Source organism: Actinobacillus suis ATCC 33415 (genome assembly GCF_000739435.1).
In the GTDB taxonomy this organism is placed as follows: domain Bacteria; phylum Pseudomonadota; class Gammaproteobacteria; order Enterobacterales; family Pasteurellaceae; genus Actinobacillus; species Actinobacillus suis.
Genome location: NZ_CP009159.1, coordinates 1,548,751 through 1,564,519 on the forward strand (window position 1 = coordinate 1,548,751; position 15,769 = coordinate 1,564,519).

Sequence of the window (15,769 nt, forward strand, 5' to 3'; positions counted from 1 at the left end):
CAATTGCTCCTCTATTTTTTTATGCGATGAAATAAATACTTTGATAGGGTGCAAGCCAAATCCCATGTTCGGTTTGCGAGACTTGTTGGTAATTATTCATCAAAATTCGACCGCTTGTTTCAATATTAACGAGCTGCTTCTCCGCACTTAAATTGGCAACAACCGTTAAGCTCTCTTGCGATGTTTGACGGCGATACGCCCAAACCAGCGGATGTTCCGGCAGTAAATCCGTATAATCGCCATTCGTTAAGACCGCCAATTTCTTACGTAACGCAATCAATGATTGATAAGTGTAGAACACCGAATCTTTATCCGCCAAAGCTTGTTCCACATTAATTTCTCGGAAGTTTTTCGCCACATCAATCCACGGCTTACCACTTGAAAAACCTGCATTGTCAGTTGCATCCCATTGCACTGGTGTGCGTGAGTTATCTCGCGATTTTTGCGCCAAAATTTTCAGAATAAGCAGTTCATTTTCACCTTTTTCTTGCAATTCTGCATAAGCGTTGAGGCTTTCCACATCTCGATATTCGGCAATGCTAGTAAAGTTCGGGTTGGTCATCCCGATTTCTTCGCCCTGATAAATATACGGCGTGCCTTGCATTCCGTGTAGCAACATCGCTAACATTTTTGCCGACGTGGTACGAAGCTCACCTTCATCACCAAAGCGAGACACAATACGAGGCTGATCGTGATTACACCAGAACAACGCATTCCACGCTTTGTTGTGCATTCCCTGTTGCCAATAGTTAAAAATCGACTTCAGTTCCACATAATCAGGTTGAGCATACGTCCATTTTTCACCATTCGGGTAATCCACTTTGAGATGATGGAAATTAAAGGTCATCGAAAGCTCCGTGCCTGCCAAATTTGCATATTGCTGGCAATGCTCGAGCTTAGTCGAAGACATTTCGCCCACCGTCATCAAACCATAAGGAGTAAGCGCTTTTTGATTGAGTTCTTGCAAATGTTGATGAATTTTATATCCATCGGTGTAAAAACGGCGACCATCGCCCTCAAAGTCGTCTTCATAGTGTTCAGGTTTAGAAATCAAATTCACCACATCTAAACGCAAACCGTCAATGCCTTTCTCCGCCCAAAAACGGCAAATATCAAATAATTCGGCACGCAAGTGAGGATTTTCCCAGTTCAGATCCGCCTGTTCTGGGGCGAATAAATGTAAATAGTATTTTTGCGCTTTATCCGACCATTTCCACGCTGAGCCACCAAATTTCGATTTCCAATTAGTCGGAGTTTCTCGCCAAATATAGAAATCATGATATTCAGATTGCGGATCTTCGCCTTGCTTGAACCATTCATGGAAAGTTGAACTGTGGTTAAACACCATATCCATCACAATGCGAATATTGCGTTTGTGAGCCTCTGCAATCAATTGCTCAAAGTCTGCCATCGTGCCGTAACTTGGGTCGATTTCACGGTAGTTAGCAATGTCATAGCCGTTATCAATTTGCGGAGAAACGTACATCGGTGTAATCCAAATACCGTCCACCCCTAAGGTTTGCAAATAATCTAAACGCTTAATAATCCCCTGAATATCGCCCGTACCGGAACCGGTTGTATCTTGGAAAGATTTCGGGTAAATCTGATAAATCACCCCGTTTTTCCACCAATTTTTGCTCATTCTGCTTTCCTTATAAAATTAACAAGCGGTCAGATTTTGGTAAAATTTTGCAAAAATCTAACCGCTATATATTTGATTATTCCAATGTTCCCGCTTTTTCTTTGCGTTTATAAACCATTGCGGTTAGTGCTAGCGGAACAACAATCGCCACTAACATTGCAGCTGCAAACGTTCCCCAGTAAACGTGTTGAATTGATAAAATACCTGGTAAACCACCCACACCGATACCGTTCGCTAGCACACCGGCGAAGCCACAAATCAAACCCGCTAATGCCGCGCCAATCATCGCACATAGCATTGGGAAGCGATATTTTAAGTTGATACCGTACATTGCCGGTTCGGTTACACCTAAATAAGCTGAAAGTGCCGCTGGTACGGAAACCTCACGTTCGTTCGCTTTTTTGCTCACAAACACAATCGCTAACACCGCAGAAGCTTGCGCAATATTTGATAAAGCGATGATTGGCCAAACAGGTGTTCCGCCAATGCTTTGAATCATTTGCATATCAATTGCTAACGTGGTTTGGTGTACGCCAGTTACTACAAGCGGTGCATAAAGGAAACCAAATAACGCCGCACCGATTGGGGCAAAATCGCCGGTCATCGAATGTTTCACTACGAACGCAATACCGTTACCGATTTCACGTCCAATTGGGCCAATAATCGTATGCGCAAGGAACACTGCTACAATAATTGATACCACCGGTACAATGATGAGATTAAGATAATTCGGCACAATTTTCGTCATAAAGCGCTCAATATAAGCTAATGCCAAACCCGCCATAATTGCCGGAATTACTTGCGCTTGATAACCGACCTTTTCCACTGCTAGGAAGCCAAAATCCCAAACCTCCGGAATTTGCGAACCTAAGCCGTAAGAGTTCATTAACTGAGGTGAAACAAGAGTCACCCCTAACACGATCCCCAAAATTGGCGATGTCCCCATTTTACGAGCTATCGACCAACAAATTCCCACCGGTAGAAAATGGAAAATCGCCTCACCAATCAGCCATAAGAAACTATGCACACTAGCCCAAAAACTGCTGACTTGCACAAGTGTTTTGGTACCGTTTTCAAACATCGCAATATCGCCAATCACGTTGCGGAAACCTAAAATCAAACCGCCGCTAATTAACGCAGGCAACAACGGAATAAAAATATCCGCCATATGCGAGATCAAACGTTCATAGCCTTTTTGATTTTGACGAGCAGCCGCTTTCACTTGCTCTTTATCAACATTCGCTAAGCCGGTTTTCTCCAACACGATTTTGTAGTAATCACCGACTTCCTGCCCAATAACAACTTGATATTGCCCGCCTGTAGCAAAATTCGCTTTTACCATCGGTAAGCCTTCTAACGCTTTGCTATCCACTTTGCTGTCATCATTTAACACGAAACGCAAACGGGTAATACAGTGAGTGACAGTCGCAATGTTTTCGCGACCACCAATAAATTCAATTAATTTATCCACATTTTGCGGATCGATTTTTGCTTTGGCCATAGGAATACTCCTGTTATTGGATGTTTATTAACCTGAAAATTAAGTTGAATTATAGATATTGGCTATTTTTTGTAAATGGGAACGTTCCCCAAAACATAAGTAAATTTAAAATTTGCGATCTAGATCACAAAAATTTTTCGTTTTAGCGTAAAATATCTGTAAATCTAAATTATCTTTTCGTTTTACCTGTATAATCGCTCACTTTTTAGAATACGTTGAATTTATGGCTTTACTGATTACCCACAAATGTACCAACTGTGATATGTGCTTACCTGAATGCCCGAATGAAGCAATTTCAATCGGCGATGATGTGTACGTGATTGATCCGGTGTTATGTACCGAATGTGTCGGACATTATGAAAAGCCGACCTGCCAAAAAGTTTGCCCGATTACTAACTGTATTATTCCAGATCCGGAACATCAAGAAACGCAAGAAGAGTTATGGGAAAGATTTGTGATGATTCATCACCCGGACAAAATATAAAAATAAAATATAAAAAAACGGAGAATGAACCTTCATTCTCCGTTTTTTATTATGCGTCTTTAAAGCTGTAAGGCAAATCGCAAATCGCTAATGGAATTCCGTTGATCCTAAATGCACTATCCGCTTCAACATCATTATTCATCACCACTTGTAGCCAAAGTTTATTTTGATATGCCACACTGTTTAAGATTGTGCCGGTTGCACGCCAATTTTCACCGAGCTGCATTTCAACCGAGCCACCGACTTCCGGCAAGTTTAGCTCACCTTCGAAACGACCGACTAAGGTAAACATCGCTCGCTTATTTGCTCCACGATATTTTGCACGCGCTACTGTTTCTTGTCCGATATAGCAACCTTTGGTAAAAGAAATCGCATTTTCGACCGCTTGTAAATTGGTTGCCTGCGGAATCAATTCAAATTGATTCGCTTTTAGCAACATCGGGATCCCGTCTTGAATGTCGATTAAATCCCACAATTGGCTATCGGCATTGGTTTCTAAAGTTTCGCCCCAAACAATCGCACGTTTTTGCCCTTGCGGAATCACCAAAGCGGTTGTATTTTCGCAAAGTTTTGCCAAAATCTCACCGCTTGTTACTCCATAAATCGGCGTATCTAATTCAGTGAAAGTGACTTTAGAAAACACCGCATATTTTTTCAATTGGTTAAGCGCTTCCGGTAATAAATCCGCATGAATCATGGCGACAAATTTATCTGCCGCTTGACGATATAAACGGATCAATGCACTCATTTTGCCTTTCGGATCACAATGGCAAGTTAAGGTATGTTCTCCCTCTGCCAATTTCGCTACATCACAGGTTAATTGTCCTTGAAGATATTTCTCAGCATCTACACCTGCAATTTCAATTAAACGATACTGAGAAAGTTGCACGCAGAGATCTGGGTGGCTATTACTGATTTTGCTGCATTCACACGTCATAAAAAACACCTACTCTAAATTCTGAATTTGCTCACGCATTTGTTCGATTAACACTTTTAATTCAACCGCTGAATTGGTTACATCCGCATTAATAGATTTTGATGCCAACGTATTGGATTCACGATTTAGCTCTTGCATCATAAAGTCCAATTTACGCCCCACCGCTCCACCTTTTTTCAAGACGTTAGTCGTTTCTTTCACGTGTAATTGTAAGCGGTCTAATTCTTCCGCCACATCCACACGCTGTGCAGTTAATACCATTTCTTGCTCTAAACGTTGCGGATCTAATTGTAAATTCAGCTCGTCAAAACGTTGCTGTAATTTATCTTTCTGCCATTGCAGAATTTCCGGCATTTGCGCTTGTACTTTGGTTGCGATCTCGGCAATTGTGTCTAAGCGTTGTTGGATCAACGCCTGTAAATTCGCACCTTCACGACCACGCATCGCAATAAAGTCCGCTAAAATTTGTTCGAAACCGGCTAACAGATCTTGCCCGATTTGATCCAAATCTTGTGTTTGAGCATCGACCACGCCCGGATAGCGTAAAATATCCACTAAGTTGATCTCGCCCTCACCGGCAATGCCACGCAAGGTTTGTAGTGAGCTGATTACCTTTTCCGCATACTCTTTATTTAATGCTAATTCACTGTTTTGGTTATTACTTAATTCGATACGTAAACTACATTCCACTTTCCCGCGTGTTAGTGAGGCACGTAAACGCTCGCGCAAGGTCATTTCTAAATTACGGAATTGCTCCGGCAAACGAAAATAAGTTTCTAAAAAACGTTGATTCACCGAGCGGATTTCCCACACGGCATTACCCCACTCTTTTTTAATTTCTAAATGGGCGAAAGCGGTCATACTATAAATCATTTTGTGTTCCTTCTTGTTAATTAACCTCGGAATATCACTGAAAAACACGGAAAGATTTTTGCAAAATTTTCGGAAAATTTAACCGCTTGCAGTCCTTCAAAAAACCTTTCCGTGTATTTCCGTATTTTCCGAGGCAATAAAAATCACATTGTACTGTTTTATTTGTTAAAATGGCGAAAATTTTTTAGTAAAAGGAAGAAATCATGCGCCCAAATAATCGTGAACTGAATCAAGTTCGTCCGGTAAAAATTACTCGTCACTATACTCGTTATGCAGAAGGTTCCGTTTTAGTCGAATTCGGCGAAACCAAAGTTTTATGTAATGCAACCGTGGAAGAAACGGTTCCTCGCTTTTTAAAAGGTCAGCAACAGGGCTGGGTAACCGCCGAATACGGTATGTTGCCACGCTCTACCCACAGCCGTATGCAGCGTGAGGCGGCAAAAGGTAAACAAGGCGGCAGAACCATGGAAATTCAACGCCTTATCGCGCGCTCATTACGTGCAGTGGTAGATTTAAAAGCACTTGGCGAACGTACGATTACGATTGATTGTGATGTGATTCAAGCGGACGGCGGCACTCGTACAGCGGCAATTACGGGTGCGTGTGTAGCTTTACATGATGCAATGAGTAAATTAGTCGCTGACGGCGTACTGAAAGAAAATCCGATGAAAGGTTTAGTAGCGGCAATTTCTGTCGGCATCGTGGACGGTAATGCGGTATGTGACTTAGAATATGTTGAAGACTCAAATGCTGAAACGGATATGAATGTGGTGATGGTCGAAGACGGCAGATTAGTTGAAGTACAAGGTACCGCTGAAGGCGAGCCGTTCTCACATATGGAATTGTTACAATTACTCGATCTCGCTCATCAAGGCATTAATCAATTATTAGATGCCCAACGTAAAGCATTAGGCCTATAAACAAAAACGGCACAAGTAAATTAAATACTTGTGCCGTTTTTGTTTCTCATGATGAGTGATTAAACTTCAATCCCGAATTTTTCTTTCACTAACGCTTGGAAATCAGTACAACCGCCAACGTGAACGTTATCTAAGAAAATTTGTGGTACGGTTGCAACCGGTTTGCCAACACGTGGTTCTAAATCTTCTTTTGAAATACCCTCGGCAATCATATCGATAAATTTAAAATCGAAATCAGTTAATTCGCCTTTCATTTTTTCCGCTAATGCTTTTGCACGTGTGCAATATGGGCAAGTCATACGACCATAAATTTCTACGAACATAATTCATTCCTTATAAAATTGAGCTAATTATTCAATGGCAAATGCCAGTTTCAACAGACTGGTAAGCGGTCAAATTCTATCAGTTTTTTGCAAAAAATCCTAAAAAATGCCCGCTTGCTAGGTAATTGCAACGGGCATTGAGCATTCTGAATAATTAGATAATTTCTGTTGTAGTTGCGGTAGGTAAATTCACTTGTACGGTCATAGTACCTCCATATTCCACGAGAGAAATACCCACACCGATTTGATCTTTGAAATTAAATTGTTCAATATGATTTGCAGCATCAGTTGCAAAATCAACAACTTCTACAAAGTTTTTACTATTATTTACCACAGAAATTAATAAATTAGTGCCATTTAAGCTAAATAATACATCACTGAGGTTCAAATCAGTGAATGAGATAACATCAATCTCACTGTTATCGGATGCGCCTCGATCTGCCACAACATCATAACCGAATGCCCCACTGAATACGTAAGAATCAGCGCCCCAGTCCCCGGATAAATAGTCATTGCCCTGTGAAAAATATTGATCGCCTGATTCTCCATTTAAAATATCATCGCCTGCACCACCAAAGAGGTTATCGTGACCAACGCCACCGAAAAGCAGATCATTTCCATCACCACCATCAATCATATCATTATCCGGATTACGCATAGTTGACGAAGGATTAGCATCTTGGTTGCCATATAAAATATCATCGCCAAATTGACCATAAATTTGATCAGCGCCATTTCCACCATAAATGATGTCATTACCGCCCCCAGTCGCTTTAATCGCTTCAGAATCATCATCACCGTAGATGATGTCATTCCCATTATTACCTTGCGCTTTATCGTTACCTACACCAAGATAGAAGCGATCGTTACTATCACCACCTACTGCAATATCATTACCTGATGCCATATAAAATAGAGTAGCGGCAGATTTTTTTATCGTAGTCGCTTGGTCATCTCCCGCTAAAGCCATCACAATATCCTTGCCGCCTTGAGAGTAAATAATATCGTTAGCTTCCGTACCTGTGAGTGTTTCACTTGCCGAAGTACCATCAATAATATTGACGGTAAGCGCTTTTTTAAACACCGAGTTAGCCTCTAAATACTCCTCTAATGTGATAGTGCGATCTTCAAACACAAATGTGATCGGTTGTTTATTAGCGAAATAATCGGTAATAGTGACGCTATCAGTGGTATCTCCGTAAACCTGAATAATAAGATGTTTAAAATCTACACGGAGAACTAAATCAGCTAGATTTGCGCCGACAAATTTTAAGATTGTAGTGTCATTAGCATTGGTTTCGCTTTGAATTTTATCGCCTTCATGACCCTTCGCAAAAATATACGTATCAGTACCTTCGCCTCCAAATAATTCATCATAGCCGGCATTGCCAATTAAGGTGTCATTACCTTCATTACCATAAAGTGGGTTAGCTTTTTCAGAACCGATAACGGTATCATCGCCCGCTAGCCCAGAAATTTTGCGGTAATCGCTACCACGTCCATAATTCGTGACCGGAGCTGTGAGCGTATCGGAAAATTTTGTGCCGTCATAACCGGTATAAGTCGTAATTGCAGTATTATTCGCAATATAAGTATCCAACTCTAGGCTAGTCAGTATCGCATCCTCAAATTGAATAGTAAGTGTACTATCAGTATCCGTTAAATAATTTGTTACGATTATTTTATCAGTGCCACTGTTATCAAGAGTAATAACTAAGTTACTGCCTAAACGACTAAACATTGAAGTGGATAAATCTGCCGCTTTGTAGCCCGCCAGTTGAATATTTTCCGTTGCCGAAATAGTGAGCGAACCTTGCCCCTTAGTAAATACGGTTGTCATAAAAACTCTCCAGATAATAATTGATTAAATAAGGCAGATTAGGATAGTAAGCTTTTTTATACAAAGAGAAGAAAATTGATCTATATTTTTAACAGATTTGACCAGTAAAAAACCATAAAAAAATGCCCGCTTGCTAGGTAATAGCAGCGGGCATTTTCTTAAATCAACACAAATTATTTCGTGCTGGTACTTGTTGTCGTACGGCTTGCACGTTTACGATCATTTTCGGTTAATAAACGTTTACGCACACGAATTGATTGTGGTGTTACTTCTACTAACTCGTCATCATCGATAAATTCTAACGCTTGTTCTAACGTCATACGAACCGGTGTTGTTAACACGATTGCATCATCTTTACCTGACGCACGCATATTGGTTAATTTCTTACCTTGTAAACAGTTTACGGTTAAATCGTTTGAACGGCTGTGAATACCGATAATTTGACCTTCATAAACATCCACACCGTGATCAATCATTAATTTACCACGTTCTTGTAAACCGAATAATGCGTAAGCAAGCGCTTTACCGGTTGCGTTAGAAATTAACACACCGTTTTTACGCTGACCGATTTCACCCGGTTTTACATCATCATAATGGCTGAAGCTTGAGTAAAGTAAGCCGGTGCCAGAAGTCATTGTCATAAATTCGTTACGGAAACCGATTAAACCACGGCTTGGAATCACGTATTCTAAACGTGTACGACCTTTACCGTCCGGAATCATATCTTTCACTTCACCTTTACGGATACCTAATGCTTCCATTACCGCACCTTGGTGTTGTTCTTCGATATCAATGGTTACTTGCTCAAATGGCTCTTGTTTTTTACCGTTTTCTTCACGGTAGATTACTTTCGGACGTGATACCGCTAATTCGTAACCTTCACGGCGCATATTCTCGATTAATACCGATAAATGTAACTCACCACGGCCAGATACACGGAACTCATCCGGATTTGGTGTTTCTTCTACACGTAATGCTACGTTATGTACTAATTCTTTGTTTAAACGCTCAAGGATTTGGCGTGATGTAACAAATTTACCTTCCTGACCACAGAATGGAGAAGTATTTACACAGAAGAACATCGTTACGGTCGGTTCATCAACAGTTAACGCAGGTAATGCTTCTACGTTATTAATATCACAAATCGTATCTGAAATATTTAATTCGCCTAAACCAGTGATTGCAATGATGTCGCCGGCAAATGCTTCAGTCGCTTCATAACGTTGTAAACCTAAGTGACCTAATACTTGACCCACTTTACCGTTACGGGTTTTGCCTTCAGAATCGATCACAGTAACCGTTTGGTTTGGTTTGATTGAACCGCGTTTGATACGACCGATACCGATTACACCTACATAATTGTTGTAATCTAATTGTGAAATTTGCATTTGGAACGGTGCGTTTAATTCCACTTTTGGCGGTTCAACGTGATCAACAATCGCTTGGAATAACGGAGTCATATCTTCTGCAAGATCTTCGTGCTCTAAACCTGCAACACCCATTAATGCCGATGCATAAATAATTGGGAAATCTAATTGCTCGTCAGTTGCACCTAAGTTTACGAATAAATCGAATACTTGATCCACAACCCAGTCAGGACGTGCGCCCGGACGGTCAACTTTGTTGATAACTACGATCGGCTTTAAACCGTGCGCAAATGCTTTTTGCGTTACGAAACGTGTTTGCGGCATTGGACCGTCAAACGCATCTACTACTAATAACACAGAGTCAACCATTGAAAGAACACGTTCTACTTCACCACCGAAGTCCGCGTGTCCCGGCGTATCTACGATATTGATACGGTAATCGTTCCAGTTGATTGCTGTATTTTTTGCAAGAATGGTAATACCACGTTCTTTTTCAAGATCGTTTGAGTCCATTACACGCTCGTCTGCGTCACCACGCGTTTCACCTAATGTGCCTGATTGTTGTAAAAGTTTATCTACAAGCGTTGTTTTACCGTGGTCAACGTGCGCGATAATTGCGATATTACGCAATTTATTAATATCTAAATTTTGCATTGAAATGTCTTTATTGAGTTGAATATAGGGTGCGTTTACACACACCGTGGAAAGCTTTAGCAGGGGGGAAATCGCCCCCTCTTATTGCGACCTAGTGTGATCAAGATCACAATTCACGAAAGGGCGAGATTATACAGAATTTTTTATTTATTGGCTATGATTTAAGCGGTCTGATTTACTAAATTTTTTGCAAATTAAGCGCTTTTAGCAGAATAATCCCTCGCTCCAAAAATCGCCGTGCCGATACGCACCATCGTTGAGCCACATTCAATTGCACTTTGCATATCATCACTCATTCCCATTGAAAGCGTATCAATGCCTTCAAACGCTGCTTGCAAGCGGTCAAAAAGTTGCTGCATTTTACGTAACGCAATTTTTTGCTGTTCAGCTTCACTTTCCGGTTTTGGAATCGCCATCAAACCACGCAAACGTAAATTCGGTAATTGGCTAATCGCTTTTGCTAACTCGTCTAATTCTTCGGGTTGAATACCTGATTTAGACTGTTCGTCACTAATATTAATCTGAATCAGCACATTGAGCGGTGCTTTATTTGCCGGACGCTGTGCATTCAATCGTTCCGCAATTTTTAGACGGTCAACTGTTTGAATCCAGTCAAAATTTTCCGCCACTAAACGAGTTTTATTCGACTGTAACGGCCCGATAAAATGCCACTCTAAATTTGGTTGCTGAGCAAAATAAGCAATTTTCTCCACACCTTCCTGCACATAATTTTCACCAAATGCAGTTTGTCCAGCTGTAATCGCTTCTTCAATTGCTTCAACTGGTTTGGTTTTAGAGACTGCTAATAGGCGCACATTAGTACGATTAAATTGCTGTGAGATTTGCTGAATTTGCTGATTGATCTGAGATAAATTTTGAGAAATCGACATTTGTAACTCCAAAAACTATAATGAATAAATCATAGCATATTGAGGAACAGAATAATGGATTTAACCAAGATTAAATTAGTGATTACCGATGTGGACGGCGTACTTACTGATGGCGGAATGTATTACACCGCTGAAGGTGAAGTAATGAAACGCTTCCACGTCCATGACGGCTTAGGGATGAAAATGCTGCAAACCTGCGGGATCCAAGTTGCGATCTTATCCGGCGGCGATTCGGCATTGTTACGTAAACGTATTGATGTACTCAAAGTGCCTCTGTTTAAATTAGGTAAAATGGAAAAACGTTCCGCGTGTTTTGAATTGATGCAAGAAGCAGGCGTAACTGCGGAACAAACCGCTTTTATTGGTGATGATACGTTAGATTTACCGGCGTTTGAGGTTTGCGGATTGGCAATTGCTACTCGTAATGCGCACGACTATGTAAAAGCAAAAGCGGATTGGGTATTAGAAAAAGCCGGTGGCGAAGGGGCTTTTCGTGAAGTGTCTGACCGTATTCTACAAGCGCAAGGATTTGAAGAAATTTATGCTACCGCAGACGGCTTTCTAACCGTAGCTGAAAAAATGGCTCAATAGACTAAAACGTTGATAAAAAAATAAGCGGTCGTTTTTCGCAAATTTTTTGCAAGAAACGCCCGCTTGTTATAAGGGAGGAAATAATTAGAAACGGTAACCTACGTTTGCCGTAAATTCATTACCTTTTAACTTATCACCGCTTTTCTTCAAGTTGCTACGAGTATATTCCGCACCAATCTCTACATTACTTGATACAGCATATTTAGCACCTGCACCATAGCCGTAACCACGGAAATTCGTATCACCAATTTTACTTTGTGCTACATCAACTTTAACATAAGGGAGTAAGTCTGAACCAACACGGTAACCTTGTTGATACGCCACAGTGTATTTAGTTTTTTGTTTTACATCACTAAATACTTTTGTACTGCCTACTTTTACCTTACCTTGTACAACACCAACAAAATTATTGCCGTAGTCCATACCGTAATCGACCACTAATGCTGGGCCGGTTGATTGTTTACCTTTAACACCATCTACTTCATATTTCACGGTAGTTAAATCAACACCCACACCTACGCCGGTAAATGTGCTACCTACCGGAGCAGCAAATGCTGATGCTGAAAATAAACCCGCTAATGCTAATACTGTTAAATTTTTCATAGAATATACCTTTTCTGTTGTATCAGGATCTTCATTATATGCAAAAAGATCTGATAAAGATAGAATCTAAACAATCCTTACTCTAATTCACCACAAAAACGATAGCCTTCACCATGAATCGTCACAATGATCTCCGGTGTATTCGGATGATCTTCAAAATGCTTACGAATACGACGGATTGTTACATCTACCGTACGATCATGAGGTTTCAATTCACGACCTGTCATTTTAAGCAATAGATCTTCACGTGTTTGAATTTTACCCGGATTCTCACAGAAGTGTAATAATGCACGGAATTCACTACGTGGTAATTTATTGACTACCCCTTCCGGCGTAATCAAGCTACGGCTGTTTACGTCTAATTCCCAACCGTTAAAACGATAACTTTCTACCGAAATACTTTCCTTGGCCGCTTTATCTTTTTCATTCATTGTACGATGTAAAAGATTACGAGCACGAATCGTCAATTCACGAGGGTTGAACGGCTTGGTAATATAATCGTCCGCACCGATCTCTAAACCTAAGATTTTATCAACTTCATTGTCACGCCCGGTTAAGAACATTAATGCGACTTTAGTATTTTCACGTAATTCTCGAGCCAACATTAAACCGTTTTTGCCCGGAAGATTGATGTCCATAATCACAAGATTAATCGCTTGCTCTGCGAGTATAGCATTCATCTCAACGCCATCTGTCGCTTCAAATACTTCATAACCCTCCGCTTCAAAAATGCTTTTTAGCGTGTTACGAGTGACAAGTTCATCTTCAACAATCAAGATTTGTGGATTTTGCATTGTATAAGCCTTCTAAGTAATTTTAAAAATCTGTTATTGCAAGGTGTTGAATTATTGTTGCAAAGTTGTGGCAATTTTACCGCTGTTGCAGCTTACTAGAAAGAGTTAATTCAAGTTTTGTTATATTAAGTCAAATTTTTAATGCTAATTGAACTAAGCAGCCTTTAATTTTTATTATAATCGATTAAGAAACACACATTATCGATTATCTCGATCATCTACACCAACAATTAAATAGTTACCATCAATATCCGATAAACTTCTAAAGCCGATATTAAAAATATCACACGCCTTATTACGATTAATTGATTTATAGTCAAAATTATCATGATGGTGCCCGTGAAAAATTTTGCTTACTCCCATTTTTCGAGCCAGCTGATTAATCACAGCAAAACCTTGCGGATGCGGACGAGGCGCTTCGTGTGAAATTAAAATGTCTGCCTGCTGGTTTTCCAACGCTTCTATATCAGAAGGGAAAATAGAAGTACGGTGTCTTAATGGCAAACCACCCCGCCAAATTCGTTCTTGCGGACAATATTGACAATAATGAATCGGATCAAAAAACATCGGCCGATTCGGCGGCATCCAGATATGCCCACGGAATACTCCGCCTAAACCGGCAATTTTTACCCCTTGAATATCCACCACTTTGCCGTGAATATTACGTTGCTTCCATTCGCTATTCCAAATCGAATCAAATGCTGCAACCGTCTTACTATCATGATTACCGTGAATAAACCAAATATCACAATACTGTGAAAGCTTATCTAATTCTTCGGGCGTTGTTAGTTGCAAATCACCTAAAATAACCAATGCAACCTCTTCTCCTTTATGCGCTTGCAAAATAGGATAAAGATGTTGGTAACTACCGTGAGGATCGCCCGCAAAAAGTATCATTAGTTATCTTCCGTTTCGTGCTGATTATACTGTTTAAATTGCAATGGAATCGCTTCATCTTTTAAAATCGCCTCAACCACTTCTTTCGTTTGATTATAGCGATCCAAATAACTTGGTGATTCTATTTCAATATAAGGTACGCGGTACTTTTCCAATAATTTTTTCAGTAATTGTTGGAAACGTTGGCGTTGTTTTACCGAGCCAAGGCTACGCAAACCGTCATCAACCCATTTGGTGTTATTCGAAAGTAAAATGGTCACATCAAATGGATACTCTTTAATCATTGAGTCTAAAAACGGATGTGCTTTACCTTCATACTGAATACAAAATGCCTGAGTCGTGATGTAATCAGTATCAATAAACGCAACTTTATGCGCATGCTTCATCGCATAATCGACATAACGCTGGTGACCAAGCGCCATTCGAGGATAATCCGAATACTGCATCGCTTGCTCATCACCACCAAGCTGCTCAAACACAAATTCTCGTCCGTATTCCCAAGCCGAGGTAGTATTAAATACGTTAGCCAATTTGCTGACTAATACCGATTTACCACTACTTTCTCCACCTAAAATCGCAATAGTTTTCACAAAGAATGGACGAACTTCTTTCGGGATAAAGCGCCAGTATTGGAATGGATTATTACGAATACGCGTTGCGGAAACGTCAAACAATTCACGTTTAGGATCAACTAAATGCACTTCCAAATTAAGGTATTTTTCGTAAGGCGCTTTATCTTGCACTTCACTACTGAATACCACTGTCGGATTAATACTTTTCTCACTGAACAACTCTTTAACACGAGCCGCCCAGCCCGCCCAGCCGTTCGGATAACTAGGAATCCCATCTTCTTTCAAGTGATGGATAAAAATTTGCTTTTTCTGATATTTAAAAATCTGTTGCATCCAACGCAGCCTATCCTCATTGGTTGGCATACGCTTCATTTTACTGTCTTTAAAAAGTTGTAAATCTCGTTCAGTATCAGTACATACAACTACATGTAATATATCTACTTTACTGAATGCTTCGTAAATCATATTAATGTGACCGGTATGTACCGGGTAAAATTTACCGAAAATGACACCGACACGCAGATTCATATCTTCAACAATATTTAATACTTGGTGCAGCGATTTCAGTTTATTTGCACTTGGATTTTTTATTTTTCCACTGACCAGTTGATTAAAATAAGCTCGTGTTACACCTGCTTGCTCACAAACATCATTTACTTTCATTTTTAACTGTTTGCGCTTGAGCTGGAGATAAGCGAAATCTGTCATAATTCTTTCCTCAATATAAGTTATCGTATAATAAAACAAAATGTAGCATTTGAGTATTTATTTATTTGCAAATTCCACTTTACATGCGGTATTTTTGCAAAATTTTAGCTTAATTTAACCGCATATTTCCTGAGCTGAAGAACCTTGCTTTGCCAGTTTAAAAACGACAAAAA

15 protein-coding genes are annotated in these 15,769 nt (G+C 40.1%); 3 read left to right on the forward strand and 12 right to left on the reverse strand.

Features of this window, described 5'->3' with window-relative positions:
* Positions 1–19 precede the first annotated feature (19 nt).
* Together treC and treB are read right to left on the reverse strand one after the other, a co-directional pair.
* A complete protein-coding gene (gene treC / locus ASU1_RS07045) occupies positions 20–1,642 on the reverse strand; it encodes an alpha,alpha-phosphotrehalase (RefSeq protein ID WP_014992078.1) in 1,623 nt (540 codons plus the stop codon).
* A 76-nt stretch (positions 1,643–1,718) separates the two neighbouring features.
* Positions 1,719–3,143: a PTS trehalose transporter subunit IIBC gene (gene treB / locus ASU1_RS07050; protein ID WP_039195302.1), complete on the reverse strand. Its 1,425-nt coding sequence runs from the start codon at positions 3,141–3,143 to the stop codon at positions 1,719–1,721.
* Positions 3,144–3,366: 223 nt separating this feature from the next.
* Here treB and ASU1_RS07055 point away from each other — a divergent pair, with 223 nt between their 5' ends.
* Complete coding sequence (locus ASU1_RS07055) at positions 3,367–3,627, forward strand: YfhL family 4Fe-4S dicluster ferredoxin (RefSeq protein WP_005614274.1); 261 nt, start codon at positions 3,367–3,369, stop codon at positions 3,625–3,627.
* Positions 3,628–3,676: 49 nt separating this feature from the next.
* On the opposite strand, the gene ygfZ is transcribed toward ASU1_RS07055, so the two are convergent.
* Together ygfZ and ASU1_RS07065 are read right to left on the reverse strand one after the other, a co-directional pair.
* Positions 3,677–4,564 (reverse strand): CAF17-like 4Fe-4S cluster assembly/insertion protein YgfZ, encoded by an 888-nt coding sequence (gene ygfZ / locus ASU1_RS07060; RefSeq protein WP_014992080.1) that lies wholly within the window; start codon positions 4,562–4,564, stop codon positions 3,677–3,679.
* A gap of 9 nt (positions 4,565–4,573) precedes the next feature.
* A complete protein-coding gene (locus tag ASU1_RS07065; RefSeq protein ID WP_005600010.1) occupies positions 4,574–5,437 on the reverse strand; it encodes a YicC/YloC family endoribonuclease in 864 nt (287 codons plus the stop codon).
* 203 nt (positions 5,438–5,640) lie between these two features.
* On the opposite strand from ASU1_RS07065, the gene rph reads away from it, so the two are divergent.
* Positions 5,641–6,357, forward strand: coding sequence for a ribonuclease PH (gene rph, locus ASU1_RS07070; protein WP_014992081.1), 717 nt, complete (start codon positions 5,641–5,643; stop codon positions 6,355–6,357).
* Positions 6,358–6,416: 59 nt separating this feature from the next.
* Here the strand turns inward: rph and ASU1_RS07075 are convergent, their stop codons facing one another.
* The 4 genes from ASU1_RS07075 to ASU1_RS07090 form a co-directional block, all read right to left on the reverse strand.
* The gene (locus ASU1_RS07075; protein ID WP_014992082.1) at positions 6,417–6,680 is read right to left on the reverse strand and encodes a GrxA family glutaredoxin; all 264 of its coding nucleotides are present in this window, start codon (positions 6,678–6,680) and stop codon (positions 6,417–6,419) included.
* 154 nt (positions 6,681–6,834) lie between these two features.
* Complete coding sequence (locus ASU1_RS12095) at positions 6,835–8,520, reverse strand: calcium-binding protein (RefSeq protein WP_014992083.1); 1,686 nt, start codon at positions 8,518–8,520, stop codon at positions 6,835–6,837.
* Positions 8,521–8,693: 173 nt separating this feature from the next.
* Complete coding sequence (gene typA / locus ASU1_RS07085; RefSeq protein ID WP_014992084.1) at positions 8,694–10,541, reverse strand: translational GTPase TypA; 1,848 nt, start codon at positions 10,539–10,541, stop codon at positions 8,694–8,696.
* A gap of 194 nt (positions 10,542–10,735) precedes the next feature.
* Positions 10,736–11,431: a YggS family pyridoxal phosphate-dependent enzyme gene (locus tag ASU1_RS07090; protein ID WP_014992085.1), complete on the reverse strand. Its 696-nt coding sequence runs from the start codon at positions 11,429–11,431 to the stop codon at positions 10,736–10,738.
* A gap of 54 nt (positions 11,432–11,485) precedes the next feature.
* Here ASU1_RS07090 and ASU1_RS07095 point away from each other — a divergent pair, with 54 nt between their 5' ends.
* The gene (locus ASU1_RS07095) at positions 11,486–12,022 is read left to right on the forward strand and encodes a KdsC family phosphatase (RefSeq protein WP_014992086.1); all 537 of its coding nucleotides are present in this window, start codon (positions 11,486–11,488) and stop codon (positions 12,020–12,022) included.
* Between the two features lie 84 nt (positions 12,023–12,106).
* Here ASU1_RS07095 and ASU1_RS07100 read toward each other — a convergent pair whose 3' ends face one another.
* From ASU1_RS07100 to nadR, 4 genes are all read right to left on the reverse strand, one after another.
* Complete coding sequence (locus tag ASU1_RS07100) at positions 12,107–12,625, reverse strand: porin family protein (RefSeq protein ID WP_014992087.1); 519 nt, start codon at positions 12,623–12,625, stop codon at positions 12,107–12,109.
* Between the two features lie 77 nt (positions 12,626–12,702).
* Complete coding sequence (gene arcA, locus ASU1_RS07105; protein ID WP_014992088.1) at positions 12,703–13,419, reverse strand: two-component system response regulator ArcA; 717 nt, start codon at positions 13,417–13,419, stop codon at positions 12,703–12,705.
* Between the two features lie 198 nt (positions 13,420–13,617).
* Complete coding sequence (locus tag ASU1_RS07110) at positions 13,618–14,316, reverse strand: metallophosphoesterase family protein (RefSeq protein WP_014992089.1); 699 nt, start codon at positions 14,314–14,316, stop codon at positions 13,618–13,620.
* On the reverse strand, positions 14,316–15,596 hold the full coding sequence (nadR, locus tag ASU1_RS07115; RefSeq protein ID WP_014992090.1) for a multifunctional transcriptional regulator/nicotinamide-nucleotide adenylyltransferase/ribosylnicotinamide kinase NadR: 1,281 nt from the start codon (positions 15,594–15,596) through the stop codon (positions 14,316–14,318). Before nadR ends, ASU1_RS07110 begins: the two co-directional genes overlap by 1 nt.
* Between the last annotated feature and the right edge of the window lie 173 nt (positions 15,597–15,769).